The sequence below is a fragment of the Mangrovimicrobium sediminis genome (assembly GCF_004745945.1).
Taxonomy (GTDB): Bacteria; Pseudomonadota; Gammaproteobacteria; order Pseudomonadales; family Halieaceae; genus Mangrovimicrobium; species Mangrovimicrobium sediminis.
In genome coordinates, this window is record NZ_SRLE01000002.1 from 234,889 (window position 1) to 249,058 (window position 14,170).

Below are 14,170 nucleotides of genomic sequence, written 5' to 3' on the forward strand. Positions count from 1 at the left end.
GCATCCATGGAACTGCCTGACATTCACCCGCAACTGCTGGCGGATACGCACTACCTCGGCCAGTTGCCGACCGGCAGCCTGTTGCTGCACCGCAACGCCAGCGTGCCCTGGTTTATCCTGGTGCCGGAGACCCGCCTGGAGGATTTCCTCGACCTGCCCGAGGTGCACCGCCAGGCGGTACTGGCGGATTGCGCCGCGGTCTCCGCTTTCGTCAAGACGGTGCTGGGCTTCGCCAAGGTGAACTTTGCCGGCATCGGCAACCTGGTGCCGCAGATGCACCTGCACGTGGTGGCGCGCGCGCCCGACGACCCCTGCTGGCCGCGCCCGGTGTGGGGCAATCTCGAGGGCGATGCGGCCTATTCGCCGGCCACGCTCAGCGTGTGGCGCACGACCCTGGAGCATATGGCCGGCCTGGAGACAGCGCCGCTGTGAAACCCCGGGTCCTGCTCACCCACCAACTCCCGGGCGAGCGCGTCGCGCTGCTGGAGCAGCGCTGTGAACTGCTCACCTGGCCGGGCCCCGGCCTGCTGCCCGCAGTGCAACTGGCGCAACTCGCCGCCGGCTGCGAGGGCATCCTCTGCCTGCTCACCGACCGCATCGACCGCGCGCTGGTCGACGCCCTGCCGCAACTGGCTTTCGTGTCCAGCATGTCGGTGGGTGTCGACCATGTGGATGTCGAGGCGCTGAACGCGCGCGGCATCCCCCTGGGCCACACGCCGGGGGTGCTGGTGGAGACGACCGCAGATACCGCCTTCGCCCTGCTGCTGGCGGCGGCGCGCCGGGTGGTGGAGGCGGACGCCTTTGTGCGCGCGGGCAAGTGGACCGAAGACAACCGCTGGTCGCCGGAGTTTTTCACCGGTATCGATGTCGGCGGCGCCACCCTGGGCATCGTGGGCCTGGGCGCGATCGGCCAGGCAGTGGCGCGCCGCGCCGCGGGCTTCGGCATGCGCGTGCTGGGCTGGAACCGTACGCCGCGCGAGGTGCCGGGGGTGACGCCGGTGTCACTGGACACCCTGCTCGGCGAGAGCGACTTCCTGTCGCTGCATGTGGCCCTGTGCGAGGACACCCGCGACCTGCTCGACGCGGCGCGCATTGCGCAGATGAAGCCCGGCGCGGTGCTGGTGAACACCGCGCGTGGCGGCATCGTCAACGAAGCCGCCCTGGCGGCGGCGCTGGTGGAGGGTCGCCTGGGTGCGGCGGGCATCGATGTCTTCGAGCGTGAGCCGGTCGCGGTGGACAACCCGCTGTTGCGGGCGCCCAACGTGGTGGTCGCCCCGCATATCGGCAGTGCCACCCGGCTGACCCGGGCGCGTATGGCGGATATTGCGGTGGACAATGCGCTGGCCGCGCTGGACGGCCGACCGATCCCCCATTGCGCCAACCCGCAGGTCTATGCCCGCGGTGGCTGAGGGCGCGGTTTAGCGCGCGTCGGGCAGTTCGCCCAGACCCTTGCGCACGCCCTGGCGGATCGCCTTGGCCATTTTCTCGGGGTCGGGCTGGTTGACGCTGTCGACGATCTTGGTGATCAGCACGCTCCACACCTCGTCGTGGCTGCCCGCATCGTTGAACAGCAGCGCGATGTTGTGGGTCTCGCGCACGCCGGACAGCGCCTGGGCGTTGTCCACCATGGCCTGGTTGACCTGGCGGTTGGGGCGCGCCGAGGGGATCGGGTCGATGCCGCCGTAGGCGTCGCTGCTGCCCACGCCCTGCAGGATCCCGGGTGCCTGCAGGTAGGTGATCTCGAACTGGGCGCGCCCGGCGTCACGCACATAGCCTTTCTCCGCCAGGGCGGCGTCCACTTCGCGGCGCAGCACGGCGTCCATCACATAGATCGGGTCGCTGGAATTCTGCGGATTTTTCAGGGCCTCGTCGCGCCAGGTGTAGAACTTGTACTGGCCCTGTGCGAATTGCGTGGCGTCCGCGGGTTGGGTCTCGATGCTGCTGCAGGCCGCCAGCCACAGCGGGAGGCAGAGAATCGACAGGAGATGGAGTGGGCGCATGCGGCAGGCCTCGGGCAGTGGCAGTGGATCGTCAGCCGGGAATGGTAGCAGGGCGCGCCGAATCCAGCCACGCGCAGGGTTTGCACTCGTCCCGCTAATTGGCAAAAAGCGCACATTTTGTGTGCAAGGGCCTTGTGCCGTTTGCTAGCATCTGGTGAATAACCACAGGTTATTTCTTCAGGGGTGACCCCATGATCTCAAGGAAGCTGATTCGAACGGACCTCAACCTGCTGGTAGCCCTGCAGATTCTCCTCGAGGAACGCAACGTCACCCGCGCCGCGGAGCGCTTGTCGGTGAGCCAGCCGGCGTTGAGTAAAACGCTGCAGAAACTGCGCGACGCCTTCGAGGACGAGTTGTTTACACGCACCGCCCACGGCCTGGTGCCGACACCGCGGGCCGAGGAACTGGCCGCGGAACTGCCCGGTCTGCTGGAGTCGGTGGAGCGCGTGCTCGGCGACACGGACTTCGACCCGGCGACGTTCACCGGTACCTTCAAACTGTTGCTGCCGCCGATCCTGTGCGAGGCGCTGCTGCCGGGCCTGATCGCGGAATTGCACGATGCGGCCCCGGGGGTGCAGGTGATCACCGCCGAGATCACCCCGGACTACCAGGAACTGCTGAAGAAGGGCGAGGTCGATTTCGCCGCCTTCGTCGCGGTGGACACCGGCCGCGACATTCACGCGGAGCCGATCTCCACCCTGGCGCCGCGCTGCTATATGCGCCTGGAGCATCCGCTGGCGAGCAAGTCGGCGATGAGCCTGCAGGACTTCCTCGACTACCCGCACCTGCGTCTGTACCTGCCGCGTCTGACCCGCGAGAACACCTCGATGGTGGACGACGTGCTCGGCCAGTACGGCGTGCACCGCAGCATCAGCCTGGAGACCACGCAGTTCGCCTCGGCGGTCGGCGTACTGGCGCGCACCAACTGCCTGCTGGTGGCCAACGCCGGTTTCGAGGCCTCGGGACTGTACAGCGAACTGATTACCGGGCTGGAACTGCCCTCGGAACTCGAGCGCATGATTCGCAACACCCACAGCAGCAATCGCGGCCGTATGTCGCTGATGCGCCATACCCGCACCTCGCGCAGCGCGCCGCACCAGTGGATGCGCGGCCTGTTGATGAAGCACCTGAACGGGCCGGGCGAGGCGGTGGAAGCCTCGCGGCCGCTGCAGGCGATTTCCTGAACCGTCCGCTGCAGTGAACTTTTCTGAACTGCACCGCTGCGCTCAGGGAGCGCCGCTGCCCGCCATCATTACCGCGTCGATACCCGCCAGCTTGTCGTAGTCGTACGCGCTCAGGCGGAATACGTAGGGGTGGTCGCTGCTGGTGACGAAGCAGTCGTCTCCCTCCCGGTAGAACGCCAGTTTTCGCTCGCCGCCCAGGCCGGTCACCTGCAGGATCATCGACGCTTCCGCAGCGCGGATCTTCTGCGCCCGCTCGTCCCCGGCAACGCCTTCCAGGCGCAGGGTTCTCAGCGCCTGCAGCAGGGCGTCCAGTTCGCGCGGCTCGGGAGGCTGTCCGCTGCCCAGCAGCCAGTCGCCGGAACTGCGATCCAGGCTGTAGCCGTCGGCGACGATGCGCAGCGGGGCGCGCACCTGCAACAGCTCGGGCTCCAGCCAGGCGCCGTCGTGCGCCGGCAGTTCGAACAGGTTCAGCGGTACGCTGTAAATGGGCTCCTCGCCGGCACTGCGCGCGTGTACCCGGCGGTAGCCCGGCGAGGTGCCGAGGTACACAGAGCCCACCTCGTTGCCCTGGGCCGACAGCGTAACTTTCAGCCGGTACAGGTAGGACGCCACCTGGAAGCGCTGGTGCGCGGCGCCGCTGTGCGCCACCGGCCAGCCCGGGTCGGTGTGTGTCAGTACATCCAGCAGTGCCTCGATACGGTCGCGATCTGCGGGCAGGGCATCCAGTTGGGGCAGCGACCACTGCTCGCCGCGGCGCCTTAGCACCGCGACATTGTGCTCGCGGTCCTCTAGCCGGATCTCGTCCACCACGTAGGTGTCGGTGCGCACCAGGTAGATGGCGCTGGTCCCGTCCTCGGCTTCGCGCACGGCGCGGTACTGGTAGGCGAGCACCACCATTTGCGCGGCGAGCAACAGCAGCAGCGCGACGCCGACCCGGTTCACAGTCCCAGCTCCCGGCGGAACCACGCACGGCGCCAGCGACGCATCAACCAGGCGACGATACCGATCAGCGCCAGCCAGCCGACCGCGGCGCCGTAGTTGGCCAGTTCCAGGGCCAGGCGCATGCGCTGCTCCATCGGCGGCAGCGTGCGATTGAAGTGCGCGCGGGCGCGAATCTGCAGGAAGCGCTCTTCCTGCAGCGCCCAGTCCAGAGTGTTGTTGAACAACTGGATGGGCCCCAGGTACTGGTTGCCCGAGGCGCGCACCTGGGCACCCAGCACGCGGTCGCTGAGGAAATCATTGGACGGGTAGACAATCAGCCGCGCCGATTCCGGGGAGTGACGCACGAAGCCGTGGGCCGCTGCAGTGGTGCCGGGCAACTGCGCGAGCGCCGCGGGGGGCTGGCTGAAAAACGAACTGAAGCGGCCCTGTAAAGATGCACCCAGCAACTCGCGCCGGGTCTGCTCCGGCGCCGGCCAGCTGCTGTCCTGCTGCGGGGTGATGTCCCGTTCGTCGCTGGCCCAGGCCTCGCGGCTGCTCGTCAGCAGCCGGGTCAGGCGCACCCCTGCGGGCGGCTCAATCCTGAGCGGCGAGGCCCAGGCCATGGTCACCTGCGGCAGGTTGCGGCTCACCGGGTGGTCCGCCAGCCCGTCCTCGCGAATGTCGATGAAATACGGATAACCGACAATCTGTACGTCGCGGAACTCGTAGTCGCCGGTCACCCGGCGTACCGGAGCCGGGAAGTTGGCGTGGCGCTTGTCGAGTACCAGGCTGTCGCCGATGCTCACCCCGAGGTGCTTGAGCCAGGCCTTGAGGCCGTTGCGCCGACGCTGCATGTCCAGGCCGCTGTCGTCCGGTTGTACGCTCCACGGCGAAGTGGCCAGGATTACCGTGCCGCCGCGCATCAGGAACTGGTCGAGGGCGAAGATCGCGGTCTCGCCCAGTTGCTGCGGCGCAATTACCACCAGCACGTCCGCCTCCGGGCTGACCGTGCCGTCCGCGAGGTCTTCCAGCAGCAGGCTGTGGTCGCGGGTGATGGTCTCCTGCAGGGTATTGAACGCCGGCCCGCCCAGCCCCTGGCGGGCGACCTCCGGGGTCACCCGGGGGGCGGACAGCGCGACACTCCTGGTGAAATTGTGGGCGAAGCGCTTGAGGCCGGCGTCCAGCACCTGGCGGAAATCGTCCGGGTCGAACTCGCCGGTGGGCAGGCGCACCACCTGTTGGGAATCGGCCAGGGTGAGGTAGAAGAAAAAGCTGCGCTCCTCGTCCAGCGGGTCGCGCATGGGGGCGAAGCCCCAGTCCTGTTCGATACGCTGCGCCAGTTCCCCGTTGCCCTGTTCCGGCGGCAGGAAGCGGTAGCTGAACTTGCCGCCGGAGGCCTCCGCCGCGCGGCGCAGGGGGTCTTCGATGGCCTCGCGGTAGGCGAGCAGTTCGTCGGGCAGCTGCGCCGGGCTGGAGACATAGCCGATGAACTCCACCGGTTCATCGATGCCCGCGAACAGGTCGCCGCCCGCGCGGTAGTTGTACAGCACGTCGCGAATCGCACGGGTGATGTCGTACTCGGGGTTGCGCAGCTGCACTTCCGGCTGGCCGCTGGCCGCGGTGCGCATCTCGATGAGTTCGGCAAAGCTCAGCACCTTGTACTCGGAAACATACTGCACCAGCACGTGGAAGTAGGCGTTGACCAGGGCCGTCTGGTAGCGGTCCGCCACCTGTATCGGGGTGGCCTTGATGCCGTAGCGCTCGTTGGCCTCCTGCTCCAGTTCCGGGTCCTGCGCGGGGTCGACGAATTCCACGCGCACGTTGCCGCGACCGGCCGAGGCGTACTCCTGGATAAGGTCCTTCAACTGCGGTTCCAGCGGCGCCAGCAGCGGGTGGTTGCGGGCGCTGAAATAGCCGCGGATCAGCAGCGGTTCGCGCAGGTGGGTCACCAGTTCGCGGCTGGCGTCGGAGATCGAGTACAGGCGTCCCTGGGTGACATCGATGCGCAGGTTGGCGACGCGGTCCAGCCACAGGTTGGCGGCCAGCAGGTTGGCGAGCAGCAGCAGGATGCCCAGTCGCCAGTGGCGCTGGCGCGGGGTGGTGGCCAGGCGCGCCCAGCCCTCGCGTTCCAGCGAGTAGATGCTGAGGCCGAGAAAGCCGCAGCTCAGGCTCAGGTAGTAGACCAGGTCGCGCACGTCGATAACGCCGCGGGTGATGCTGGCGAAACGCGAGCCGCTGCCCAGGCGGCGCAGGGTCTCGGCGCCCTCGGCGGAGAAAAAACCGGTGAACAGGCCGCTGCCCAGCAGGTACAGCGCGCCGCACAGGGCGACGCTGCCGATCAGGCTGACGATGGCGTTGTCGGTGCGCGCGGAGACGAACAGGCCGATGCTGATATAGGCGGCGCCGAGCAGTGCGCTGGCGAGGTAGCCGGCGAGCACCGGGCCCCAGTCGAGGTCGGCGATCGCGGCCACCGTCAGCGGCAGCGGCGCGGTGGCCGCAAGCGCCAGCAACAGCAGGAACTCGCAGGCGTAGAATTTGCCCAGGGCGAAACGCCACAGGGCGCTGGGCTGCACCAGCACGTGTTCCAGGGTGCCGCTGCGCCGCTCCTCGCTCCAGGTGCGCATGGTGATGGCGCTGCACAGGAAGATCAGCAGTACCGGCATCCACTCAAACAGCGGGCGCACGTCGGCGATGTTGCGGGCGAAGAAGGATTCCGCCCAGAACACGATGAACAGGCAGGCGCCGGCGAACGCGGCGAGGAACAGCCAAGCCACCGGCGAGCCGAAGAACAGCCCCAGTTCCTTGCGCAGCAGGCGGCGCGCGACCGGCCTAGTGACCAGCATCGCCGATGACCTCGCGGAACACGTCTTCCAGGTGGCGACCGGAGTTTTCCAGCCGATACAGGCGCGCCCCGGAGTTGTACACGCAGTCCGAGACCAGCCCGGCGACCGTTTCGGCATCCGCGTCCGCGGTCAGTTCCAGGCGCCAGGACTGGCTGTGCTCGTCCTCCTCCAGCGGGCGCACCGAATCGATGCCGGGCAGGGCCTGCAGGATGGAATACAGTTCCGGCGCGCCGTGGTCCGTGCGCAGGTGCAACTCGGCGCAGCGGCGCAGGTCCGCCAGCGGGCGATCCAGGGCCAACTGGCCGTTGCGCAGGATCAGCACGCGGTCACACACCGCCTCCACCTCCTGCATGATATGGGTGGAGACGATTACCGTGGCGCGCCGCGCCAGCTGCCCGATCAGTTCGCGCATGTGTTCGGTCTGGTGCGGGTCCAGGCCGTTGGTGGGCTCGTCGAGAATCAGGTAGCGCGGCCGGCCGAGCAGGGCCTGGGCCACGCCCACGCGCTGTTTCTGGCCGCGCGACAGGCGCCCGATATTGTCCAGGGCGTGCTCCTGCATTTCAGTGGCGTAGAGTGCCTCGCGGATGCTGCGCACGCGTGCTTCGCCGCCGATGCCCTTGATCGTCGCGACATAGTGCAGGTAGTCGGCGACGTACATTTCCGGGTAGATCGGCAGGTTCTCCGGCAGGTAGCCGAGCTGGCGCTGGATGCAATAGGCGTTCTGGCCGAGCTTCTCGCCATCCACGCTGATCTCGCCGGTGGTCGGCTCCAGGTAGCCGCTGAGCATGCGCATGATGGTGGTCTTGCCCGCCCCGTTGGGGCCAAGCAGGCCAACCACCTCGTTGTCGCGGATGGTGAAGGACACGTTGGACACTGCGGTATTGCGGCCGAACCGCCGGGTCAGGTGCGAGGCTTCGATCATGGTGGCGGTGATTCCGCTGGCTCAGTCCTCGGTCCAGGGCTCGCGCATGGTGACGAATTCCTCGGCGGCGGTGGGGTGGATGCCGATGGTGGCGTCGAACACCGCCTTGGTGGCACCCGCCTTCATGGCGATGGCGATACCCTGCATGATCTCGCCGGCATCGGGCCCGACCATGTGCACCCCGACTACCCGGTCGCTGGCCTTGTCCACCAGCATTTTCATCAGGCTGCGCTCGTCGCGTCCGGACAGGGTGTGCTTCATCGGCTTGAAAGTGCTCTTGTACACCACGATCTCGCCGAAGCGCGCGCGGGCCTCCTCCTCGGTAAAACCGACGGTGCCGATATTCGGCTGGCAGAACACCGCGGTGGGAATGAAGTCGTATTCCGGTGCGGCGTCCAGGCCGCCGAATTCGCGACGGGCGAAGGCCATGCCCTCAGCCAGGGCGACGGGGGTGAGTTCCATGCCGCCGGTGACGTCGCCGAGGGCGTAGATGTTCGGTTCGCTGGTCTGGAAGTGCTCGTTGACAGCGATATAGCCGGCGTCGGTGAGTTTGACGTCGACATTTTCCAGGCCGAGGTCCTGCAGGTGGGGCCGGCGGCCGGTGGCGTAGAGCACCGCGTCCGCCTCCAACTGGCTGCCGTCGTTGAGCAGGACGTGCAGGCCGCCGGGGCCGCGCGCGATGCTCTCTACTTCGGTCTCGAAGCGCAGGTCGACGCCGCTGCCGGCGATCTCGCGGGCGGCGTGGGCGCGGATGTCCGCGTCGAAGCCGCGCAGGAACAGCGGGCCGCGGTAGAGCTGGGTGACCTCCGCGCCGAGGCCGTTGAAGATGCCGGCGAACTCCACGGCGATATAACCGCCGCCGACCACCACCAGCCGCCGCGGGAACTCCTCGAGGTCGAAGATCTCGTTGGAGGTGATGGCGAATTCGCTGCCGGGAAACGCGGGAACATGTGGCCAGCCGCCGGTGGCGATAAGCATCTTGTCTGCTGTCATGCGCCGCCCGTCGACGTCCACCGTGTGCGCATCCACGAGGCGCGCGCGGCCGTCGATGAGCTCGGCGTTGGCGCCGTCCAGGATGCGGCGGTACACCGCGTTGAGGCGCGAGATCTCCTGGCGCTTGTTGTCGCGCAGCGTGGCCCAGTCGAACGCGGGCTGGCCGGTTTCCCAGCCGAAGCCCTGGGCGTCGGTGAAAGCCTTGCCGAACTCCGCGGCGTAAACATAGAGCTTTTTCGGTACGCAGCCGACGTTGACGCAGGTGCCCCCCATGTAGCGATCCTCCGCCACCGCAACGCGGGCACCGAAGCCGGAGGCCATGCGGCCGGCGCGCACACCGCCGGAACCTGCGCCGATGACGAAGAGGTCGTAGTCGTAGCTGGACACCATCTGTCTCCCTGGATTTGGCGGGCCGCGCTTGTCCGGGCCCCTGAATGACAGCCGACAGTCTAGCAGCCGGGGCGCCTCCCCTGAACTGTCAGCGCCTTTTACACGTACAGAGGTTTTTACTTGTAAAGGCGGGCGGGGCGGCTACCATTAGCACTCCGCGGATTCTGACGCCGGAGGCCAGTGCGCTTTCGGGGGTTTTTATTGGCAGTGAACAGGTACGGGAACGGGTAAGAATATGAAGCGTATGATTCCAGGATTGATGATCTCCTGCGCCCTGGCGCTGGGTGCCGGCTTAGCCTCGGCCGAGGATGCAGCGCCTGCGGCGGACGAGATCCTGCTGCTGGACGGCTCGAAGATCATCGGCAAGGTCGTCGATGCGCGCGACGGCGCCGTGAAGGTGGAAACCGGTTTTGCCGGCACCATCTCCATTCCGCTGGACCAGGTGGTTTCGGTCAAGTCCTCGGCGCCGGCGGTCATGGAACTGACTGACGAGACAGTGATCGAGGGCCAGCCCCTGCTGGTCGAGGACCAGCAACTGCAGGTCACCGACAACAGCGGTAATATCCGCGAAGTGGAGCTGGGGGAACTGCTGCTGGTCAACCCCGAGCCCTGGGAACTTGGCCTGGGTTACAAGTGGACTGGCCTTGCCAACCTGGCCATGACCCTGCAGCGCGGCAACACCGATACCGACGAGCTGGACTACAAGCTGGAATCGGTGTGGCGCAGCGAGCGCGACCGCTACACGCTGAAGTTCAACGGCGAGCAGGACGAGACCAACAATATCAAGAACGCCGACAACTGGAGCGCCCTGGGCAAGTACGACTACTTCTTCGACGGCCCCACCTACGGCGGCATCAAGGTCTCCGCGGAATCCGACAAGTTCGCGGACCTCGACCTGCGCTACTACATCGGCCCCTATATCGGACGCGAGTTCTACACCGAGCCCGCGTTCACGATGTCCGCGGAAATCGGCCTGTCCTATGTCAACGAGGACTACATCGTCGCCGACGACAACGACTACCCCGGCGCCACCTGGGGTATCGACATGACCAGCGACTATCTCGGCGGCGATTCGCGCCTGTACTTCAACCAGCTGGGTATCTGGGACCTGCAGGAGACTTCCGACGTGGTGATCAACACCACCTTCGGCCTGGCCTTCCCGCTGCTGTGGAATTTCGAGGCGGCGGCCGAGGTCAAGCTGGAGTACGACTCCGGCGCACCGGAGGATATCGAGGAACTCGACCAGACCTACTCGCTGCGCCTGGGTTACACCTGGTAAACGCGGTCGCTGGCCGGTCGCTGCCCGGCCAGGTCGATATCAACTGCGTGCCATGCGCACCGCCGCTGCCAGTTGCTCCAGCAGGGGCACGGTATCCGCCAGCGACAGGCAGGCGTCGGTGATGCTCTGGCCGTAGACCAGCTCGCGGCCGGGCACCACGTCCTGCCGCCCCTCGCGCAGGTGGCTCTCCAGCATCACGCCGCGAATCGCCTGCTCGCCCCCCTGGATCTGCTCACACAGGCTGGACATGACCTGCGCCTGGCGGCGCGGGTCCTTCTCGCTGTTGCCGTGGCTGCAATCGACGATCAGTGCCGCCGGCAGGTCCGCCCGGGCCAGCGCTGTGGCCGCCGCGCGCACCGCGGCTGGGGTGTAGTTGGGGCCGGTCTCGCGGCCGCCGCGCAGTATCAGGTAGCCGTGCGGGTTGCCGCTGGATTCGAGGATCGCCGGGGTGCCCTCCTTGGTGAGGGAGGCAAACCAGTGGCCGTGCCGCGCGCTGCGAATGGCGTCGATGGCGACATCCACCTGGCCATTGGTGCCATTCTTGAAGCCCACCGGCATGGACAGGCCCGAGGCCAGCTCGCGGTGGATCTGGCTCTCCACGGTGCGCGCACCGATGGCGCCGAAGCTCACCAGTTCGGCGTAATACTGCCCGAGCGTGGTATCCAGGAATTCGCTGGCCGCCGGCAGGCCCAGTTCGGCCACTTCCAGCAGTACCCGGCGCGCCAGGTGCAGTCCGCGATTGATGTGGAAACTGCCGTCCAGGTCCGGGTCGTTGATCAGGCCCTTCCAGCCGACCACCGTGCGCGGCTTTTCGAAATACACGCGCAGGATGGGCAGGACCGCGTCTGCCAGCGGCGCGCAAGCGGCCTGCAACTGGGCGGCGAAATCGAGCAGCGCGCGAGGGTCGTGCACCGAGCACGGCCCGACGATGGCTACCACGCGCGGGTCCTCGCCGCTGAGGATGGCCTCGGCCTGCCGCCTGCCGCCGGTCACGGTGGCCGCGGCGGTCTCGCCCAGGGGCAGTTCCTCGGCGAGCACCCAGGGCGTGATCAGTGGGCGGGCGCCGTTGATGCGGATATCGTCAGTGCTGTGCATGGTTGGTCTTCTTCAGTGTTCTCCATGCCACGCAGAGCGTTTTCTGCGGGCAATAAAAAAGGGCGACCCGGTCGCCCTTTGCGCACGGTGCCTGCCGGGTTCAGCGGGCGCCGCGGATCAGGCTGCGGAACCAGTCGGCCCAGGTCTCGTGCTTGTAGTCGGTAAATTCACCGGCGTCCATGAACATGCCGTGGTCCGGGCACTCTTCGAACCAGATGTGTGGCTGCTTCGGGTCCGAGCGCTTTTCCATGTCCTTACCGCAGCGCGGGCAGGCGACGTCTTCCACCGCGTCCCACTTGCGTCCCTCGGTCTTGGCGCCGAGGTCCAGGGCGTCGCCCATCCACTTGCCCTTGAGGGCATCGGCCTCGCCGGTGTCGAACCACAGGCCCTGGCAGTGGCTGCAGCGGTCGATTGTGACCTCGCCATAGGTGACTTCGTTCATGCCGTGCCCGCACTTGGGACACTTGATACTGTGTTCTTCGGGGTTGAATTCCATCTGGATTTCCCTGTGATTCATGCTGTTGTGGGGCGCCGGGCCCGCGCCGCCGCCGAGCGGGGCGCTTCGAGTCTAGACCAATCCGTTGTCGGTGTCCCGTGCGCGGCGCCGCCGTCAGTGAACCGTTTCCAGTGGGGCGCGCTTTGGAATTATCATACGTCGCCACACCTGTTACAAGTTTACCGCGGTAGACACCGCCCCGGAGTGCCCCGATGAAACAATTGTTACCCCCGATCTGGCTCGGCACGCTGCTGCTCGCCGGCGTGGCACAGGCGCAGGACGCTGCGGGCGAACAGCGCTACGCACCGTGTGCCAGCTGTCACGGCGACGCCGCGCAGGGCGACCAGGCCCAGGGTGCGCCGCGGCTGAACCACCTCTCTGCGGTGTATATCACCGCCCAGCTGGAGAAATTCAGCGCCGGGCAGCGCGGCGGCGCCGACGCCTCGCCGCAGGCCCAGGCCATGGCGGCCATGGCCAGGACCCTGCCCGACGAGCAGGCGATGCTGGAGGTGGCGGTGTACATCAGCGCCCTGGACAGCCCGGCCTCGCCGGCCACGGTTGCCGGTGACCCCGCGCTTGGGGCCGACTACTACCGGCAATTGTGCGGCGCCTGCCACGCCGCCGGCGCAGTGGGCAACAAGGCGCTGCACTCGCCGCGGCTTGCCGGCAGCGACGACTGGTACCTGCAGGCGCAACTGGAGGCCTTTCGCAGCGGCCAGCGCGGCGCCCACCCCGATGATCGCACCGGGCGCCAGATGCGCGCCATGGCGGCGACCCTGCCCGATGACCAGGCGGTGCGCAACGTGGTCGCCTACCTGCGGGAGCTGGCGGAACCCGCCGAGTGAGCGCATTCCTGCGCGGCCTGCTGTGTGCGGCACTGCTCCTGTGCGCGCGCTCCTGGGCGGGTGAGTTCACCCTCGCCGCGCACTGCCCGCCGGGCTTTGAGCTGGTCGACGGGCACTGCGAGTTGCGCAGCCTCTACCAGCAGTATGCGTCGTTGCAGTCCGCGGGGGTGGGCGGCCTGAAGACCGGCCTGCCGGCCTGGCGCGATGGTTTTACACCGCAGCAGATCGACCTCGGCCGCTACCTGTTCTTCGACCCGGTGCTGTCCGCCGATGGCAGCCTGTCCTGCGCCAGCTGCCACCAGCCCGAGCGCGGTTTCGCCGACGGCCTGCCGCGCAGCCGCGGTATGCATGGCGAACTGCTCGCGCGCTCCGCGCCCAGCTTGTGGAACGTGGCCTTCCTACAGCGCTTTTTCTGGGATGCGCGCGCCGCTTCGCTGGAGGAACAGATGCTCGGCCCGCTGTACGATGAGCGCGAAATGGCCAATACACCGCAGGCCCTGCTCGACACCCTGAACGGTATCGACGCTTACCGCAGCCTGTTCGCGCAGGCTTTTCCCGCGGAGATTTCACCGGACTCCGGCGGCGAAGACGCCCCGATTCACCTGCAGCAGGTTTACACCGCGCTCGCCGCCTTCGAAACCTCGCTGATTTCCCTCAACAGTCGCTACGACCAGTATGCCCACGGTTATCACGATGCGCTCAGCGCGGCGGAGATCGAGGGCATGAACGTGTTTAGATCGTTTGTTGCCCGCTGCGCCGAGTGCCACACGCCGCCGCTGTTCAGCAACCAGCAGATCGCAGTGATCGGCACGCCGGAACCGGCCGGCCTGCCGCTGGACCCCGGGGCGCAGACACCTACCGGCGATGCCAGCCAGCGCGGCGGCTTCAAGGTGCCCAGCCTGCGCAACGTGGCGCTGACCGCGCCCTACATGCACTCCGGCCGCTTCGCCAGCCTGCGCGAGGCGGTCGCCTTCTACAACGGCGGGCGCGGCCACGCGGTGCCGCCGGGCGAACAGCTCAATATCCACTGGCACATATGGAACCCGCAGCTGGGCGAGCACGAACTGGACCGGCTGGTGGACTTCCTCGGCGCGCTCAACGACGAGGGCTTCATGCCGCAGGTACCCACGCGGTTGCCTTCCGGGTTACCGCCGGTCCACAATGATCCAGCCGTCGATTCCGGCAGCACCGGGGAGTAAACA

13 protein-coding genes are annotated in these 14,170 nt (G+C 67.3%); 6 read left to right on the forward strand and 7 right to left on the reverse strand.

Annotation, left to right across the window (positions count from 1 at the left end):
* The first annotated feature begins 6 nt into the window (after positions 1-6).
* Both E4634_RS02670 and E4634_RS02675 read left to right on the forward strand, forming a co-directional pair.
* Positions 7-432: an HIT domain-containing protein gene (locus E4634_RS02670; protein WP_135441043.1), complete on the forward strand. Its 426-nt coding sequence runs from the start codon at positions 7-9 to the stop codon at positions 430-432.
* On the forward strand, positions 429-1,409 hold the full coding sequence (locus E4634_RS02675) for a 2-hydroxyacid dehydrogenase (RefSeq protein WP_135441044.1): 981 nt from the start codon (positions 429-431) through the stop codon (positions 1,407-1,409). The genes E4634_RS02670 and E4634_RS02675 overlap by 4 nt, the downstream gene beginning before the upstream one ends.
* A gap of 9 nt (positions 1,410-1,418) precedes the next feature.
* Here E4634_RS02675 and E4634_RS02680 read toward each other — a convergent pair whose 3' ends face one another.
* Positions 1,419-2,000 (reverse strand): DUF4136 domain-containing protein, encoded by a 582-nt coding sequence (locus E4634_RS02680; RefSeq protein WP_135441045.1) that lies wholly within the window; start codon positions 1,998-2,000, stop codon positions 1,419-1,421.
* A gap of 191 nt (positions 2,001-2,191) precedes the next feature.
* On the opposite strand from E4634_RS02680, the gene E4634_RS02685 reads away from it, so the two are divergent.
* Positions 2,192-3,184: a LysR family transcriptional regulator gene (locus tag E4634_RS02685; RefSeq protein ID WP_135441046.1), complete on the forward strand. Its 993-nt coding sequence runs from the start codon at positions 2,192-2,194 to the stop codon at positions 3,182-3,184.
* A 42-nt stretch (positions 3,185-3,226) separates the two neighbouring features.
* Here the strand turns inward: E4634_RS02685 and E4634_RS02690 are convergent, their stop codons facing one another.
* Genes E4634_RS02690 through gor form a run of 4 tightly spaced genes read right to left on the reverse strand, consistent with a single transcriptional unit; the run spans position 3,227 to position 9,253 of the window.
* On the reverse strand, positions 3,227-4,126 hold the full coding sequence (locus E4634_RS02690; protein WP_135441047.1) for a DUF4340 domain-containing protein: 900 nt from the start codon (positions 4,124-4,126) through the stop codon (positions 3,227-3,229).
* Positions 4,123-6,948, reverse strand: coding sequence for a Gldg family protein (locus E4634_RS02695; RefSeq protein WP_167854736.1), 2,826 nt, complete (start codon positions 6,946-6,948; stop codon positions 4,123-4,125). The genes E4634_RS02690 and E4634_RS02695 overlap by 4 nt, the downstream gene beginning before the upstream one ends.
* The gene (locus E4634_RS02700) at positions 6,935-7,870 is read right to left on the reverse strand and encodes an ABC transporter ATP-binding protein (RefSeq protein ID WP_135441048.1); all 936 of its coding nucleotides are present in this window, start codon (positions 7,868-7,870) and stop codon (positions 6,935-6,937) included. Before E4634_RS02700 ends, E4634_RS02695 begins: the two co-directional genes overlap by 14 nt.
* A gap of 21 nt (positions 7,871-7,891) precedes the next feature.
* Positions 7,892-9,253: a glutathione-disulfide reductase gene (gene gor / locus E4634_RS02705; protein ID WP_167854737.1), complete on the reverse strand. Its 1,362-nt coding sequence runs from the start codon at positions 9,251-9,253 to the stop codon at positions 7,892-7,894.
* Positions 9,254-9,488: 235 nt separating this feature from the next.
* On the opposite strand from gor, the gene E4634_RS02710 reads away from it, so the two are divergent.
* Positions 9,489-10,532, forward strand: a complete 1,044-nt coding sequence (locus E4634_RS02710) for a DUF481 domain-containing protein (protein ID WP_135441050.1) — start codon at positions 9,489-9,491, stop codon at positions 10,530-10,532.
* A 39-nt stretch (positions 10,533-10,571) separates the two neighbouring features.
* On the opposite strand, the gene E4634_RS02715 is transcribed toward E4634_RS02710, so the two are convergent.
* Together E4634_RS02715 and E4634_RS02720 are read right to left on the reverse strand one after the other, a co-directional pair.
* A complete protein-coding gene (locus E4634_RS02715) occupies positions 10,572-11,627 on the reverse strand; it encodes a 3-deoxy-7-phosphoheptulonate synthase (protein ID WP_135441051.1) in 1,056 nt (351 codons plus the stop codon).
* 100 nt (positions 11,628-11,727) lie between these two features.
* Positions 11,728-12,123: a zf-TFIIB domain-containing protein gene (locus E4634_RS02720; RefSeq protein WP_135441052.1), complete on the reverse strand. Its 396-nt coding sequence runs from the start codon at positions 12,121-12,123 to the stop codon at positions 11,728-11,730.
* A 212-nt stretch (positions 12,124-12,335) separates the two neighbouring features.
* Here E4634_RS02720 and E4634_RS02725 point away from each other — a divergent pair, with 212 nt between their 5' ends.
* Together E4634_RS02725 and E4634_RS02730 are read left to right on the forward strand one after the other, a co-directional pair.
* Positions 12,336-12,968, forward strand: a complete 633-nt coding sequence (locus E4634_RS02725; protein WP_135441053.1) for a c-type cytochrome — start codon at positions 12,336-12,338, stop codon at positions 12,966-12,968.
* Positions 12,965-14,167 carry a cytochrome-c peroxidase gene (locus tag E4634_RS02730; protein WP_434783492.1) on the forward strand — a complete coding sequence of 401 codons (1,203 nt, stop codon included), beginning with the start codon at positions 12,965-12,967 and terminating at the stop codon, positions 14,165-14,167. Before E4634_RS02725 ends, E4634_RS02730 begins: the two co-directional genes overlap by 4 nt.
* Positions 14,168-14,170: the final 3 nt, after the last annotated feature.

Coding starts and splice junctions, on each gene's coding strand:
- E4634_RS02680 (WP_135441045.1), bottom strand. CDS start 2,000: ATGCGCCCACTCCATCTCCTGTCGATTCTCTGCCTCCCGCTGTGGCTG.
- E4634_RS02710 (WP_135441050.1), top strand. CDS start 9,489: ATGAAGCGTATGATTCCAGGATTGATGATCTCCTGCGCCCTGGCGCTG.
- E4634_RS02685 (WP_135441046.1), top strand. CDS start 2,192: ATGATCTCAAGGAAGCTGATTCGAACGGACCTCAACCTGCTGGTAGCC.
- E4634_RS02670 (WP_135441043.1), top strand. CDS start 7: ATGGAACTGCCTGACATTCACCCGCAACTGCTGGCGGATACGCACTAC.
- E4634_RS02695 (WP_167854736.1), bottom strand. CDS start 6,948: ATGCTGGTCACTAGGCCGGTCGCGCGCCGCCTGCTGCGCAAGGAACTG.
- gor (WP_167854737.1), bottom strand. CDS start 9,253: ATGGTGTCCAGCTACGACTACGACCTCTTCGTCATCGGCGCAGGTTCC.
- E4634_RS02720 (WP_135441052.1), bottom strand. CDS start 12,123: ATGGAATTCAACCCCGAAGAACACAGTATCAAGTGTCCCAAGTGCGGG.
- E4634_RS02715 (WP_135441051.1), bottom strand. CDS start 11,627: ATGCACAGCACTGACGATATCCGCATCAACGGCGCCCGCCCACTGATC.
- E4634_RS02700 (WP_135441048.1), bottom strand. CDS start 7,870: ATGATCGAAGCCTCGCACCTGACCCGGCGGTTCGGCCGCAATACCGCA.
- E4634_RS02725 (WP_135441053.1), top strand. CDS start 12,336: ATGAAACAATTGTTACCCCCGATCTGGCTCGGCACGCTGCTGCTCGCC.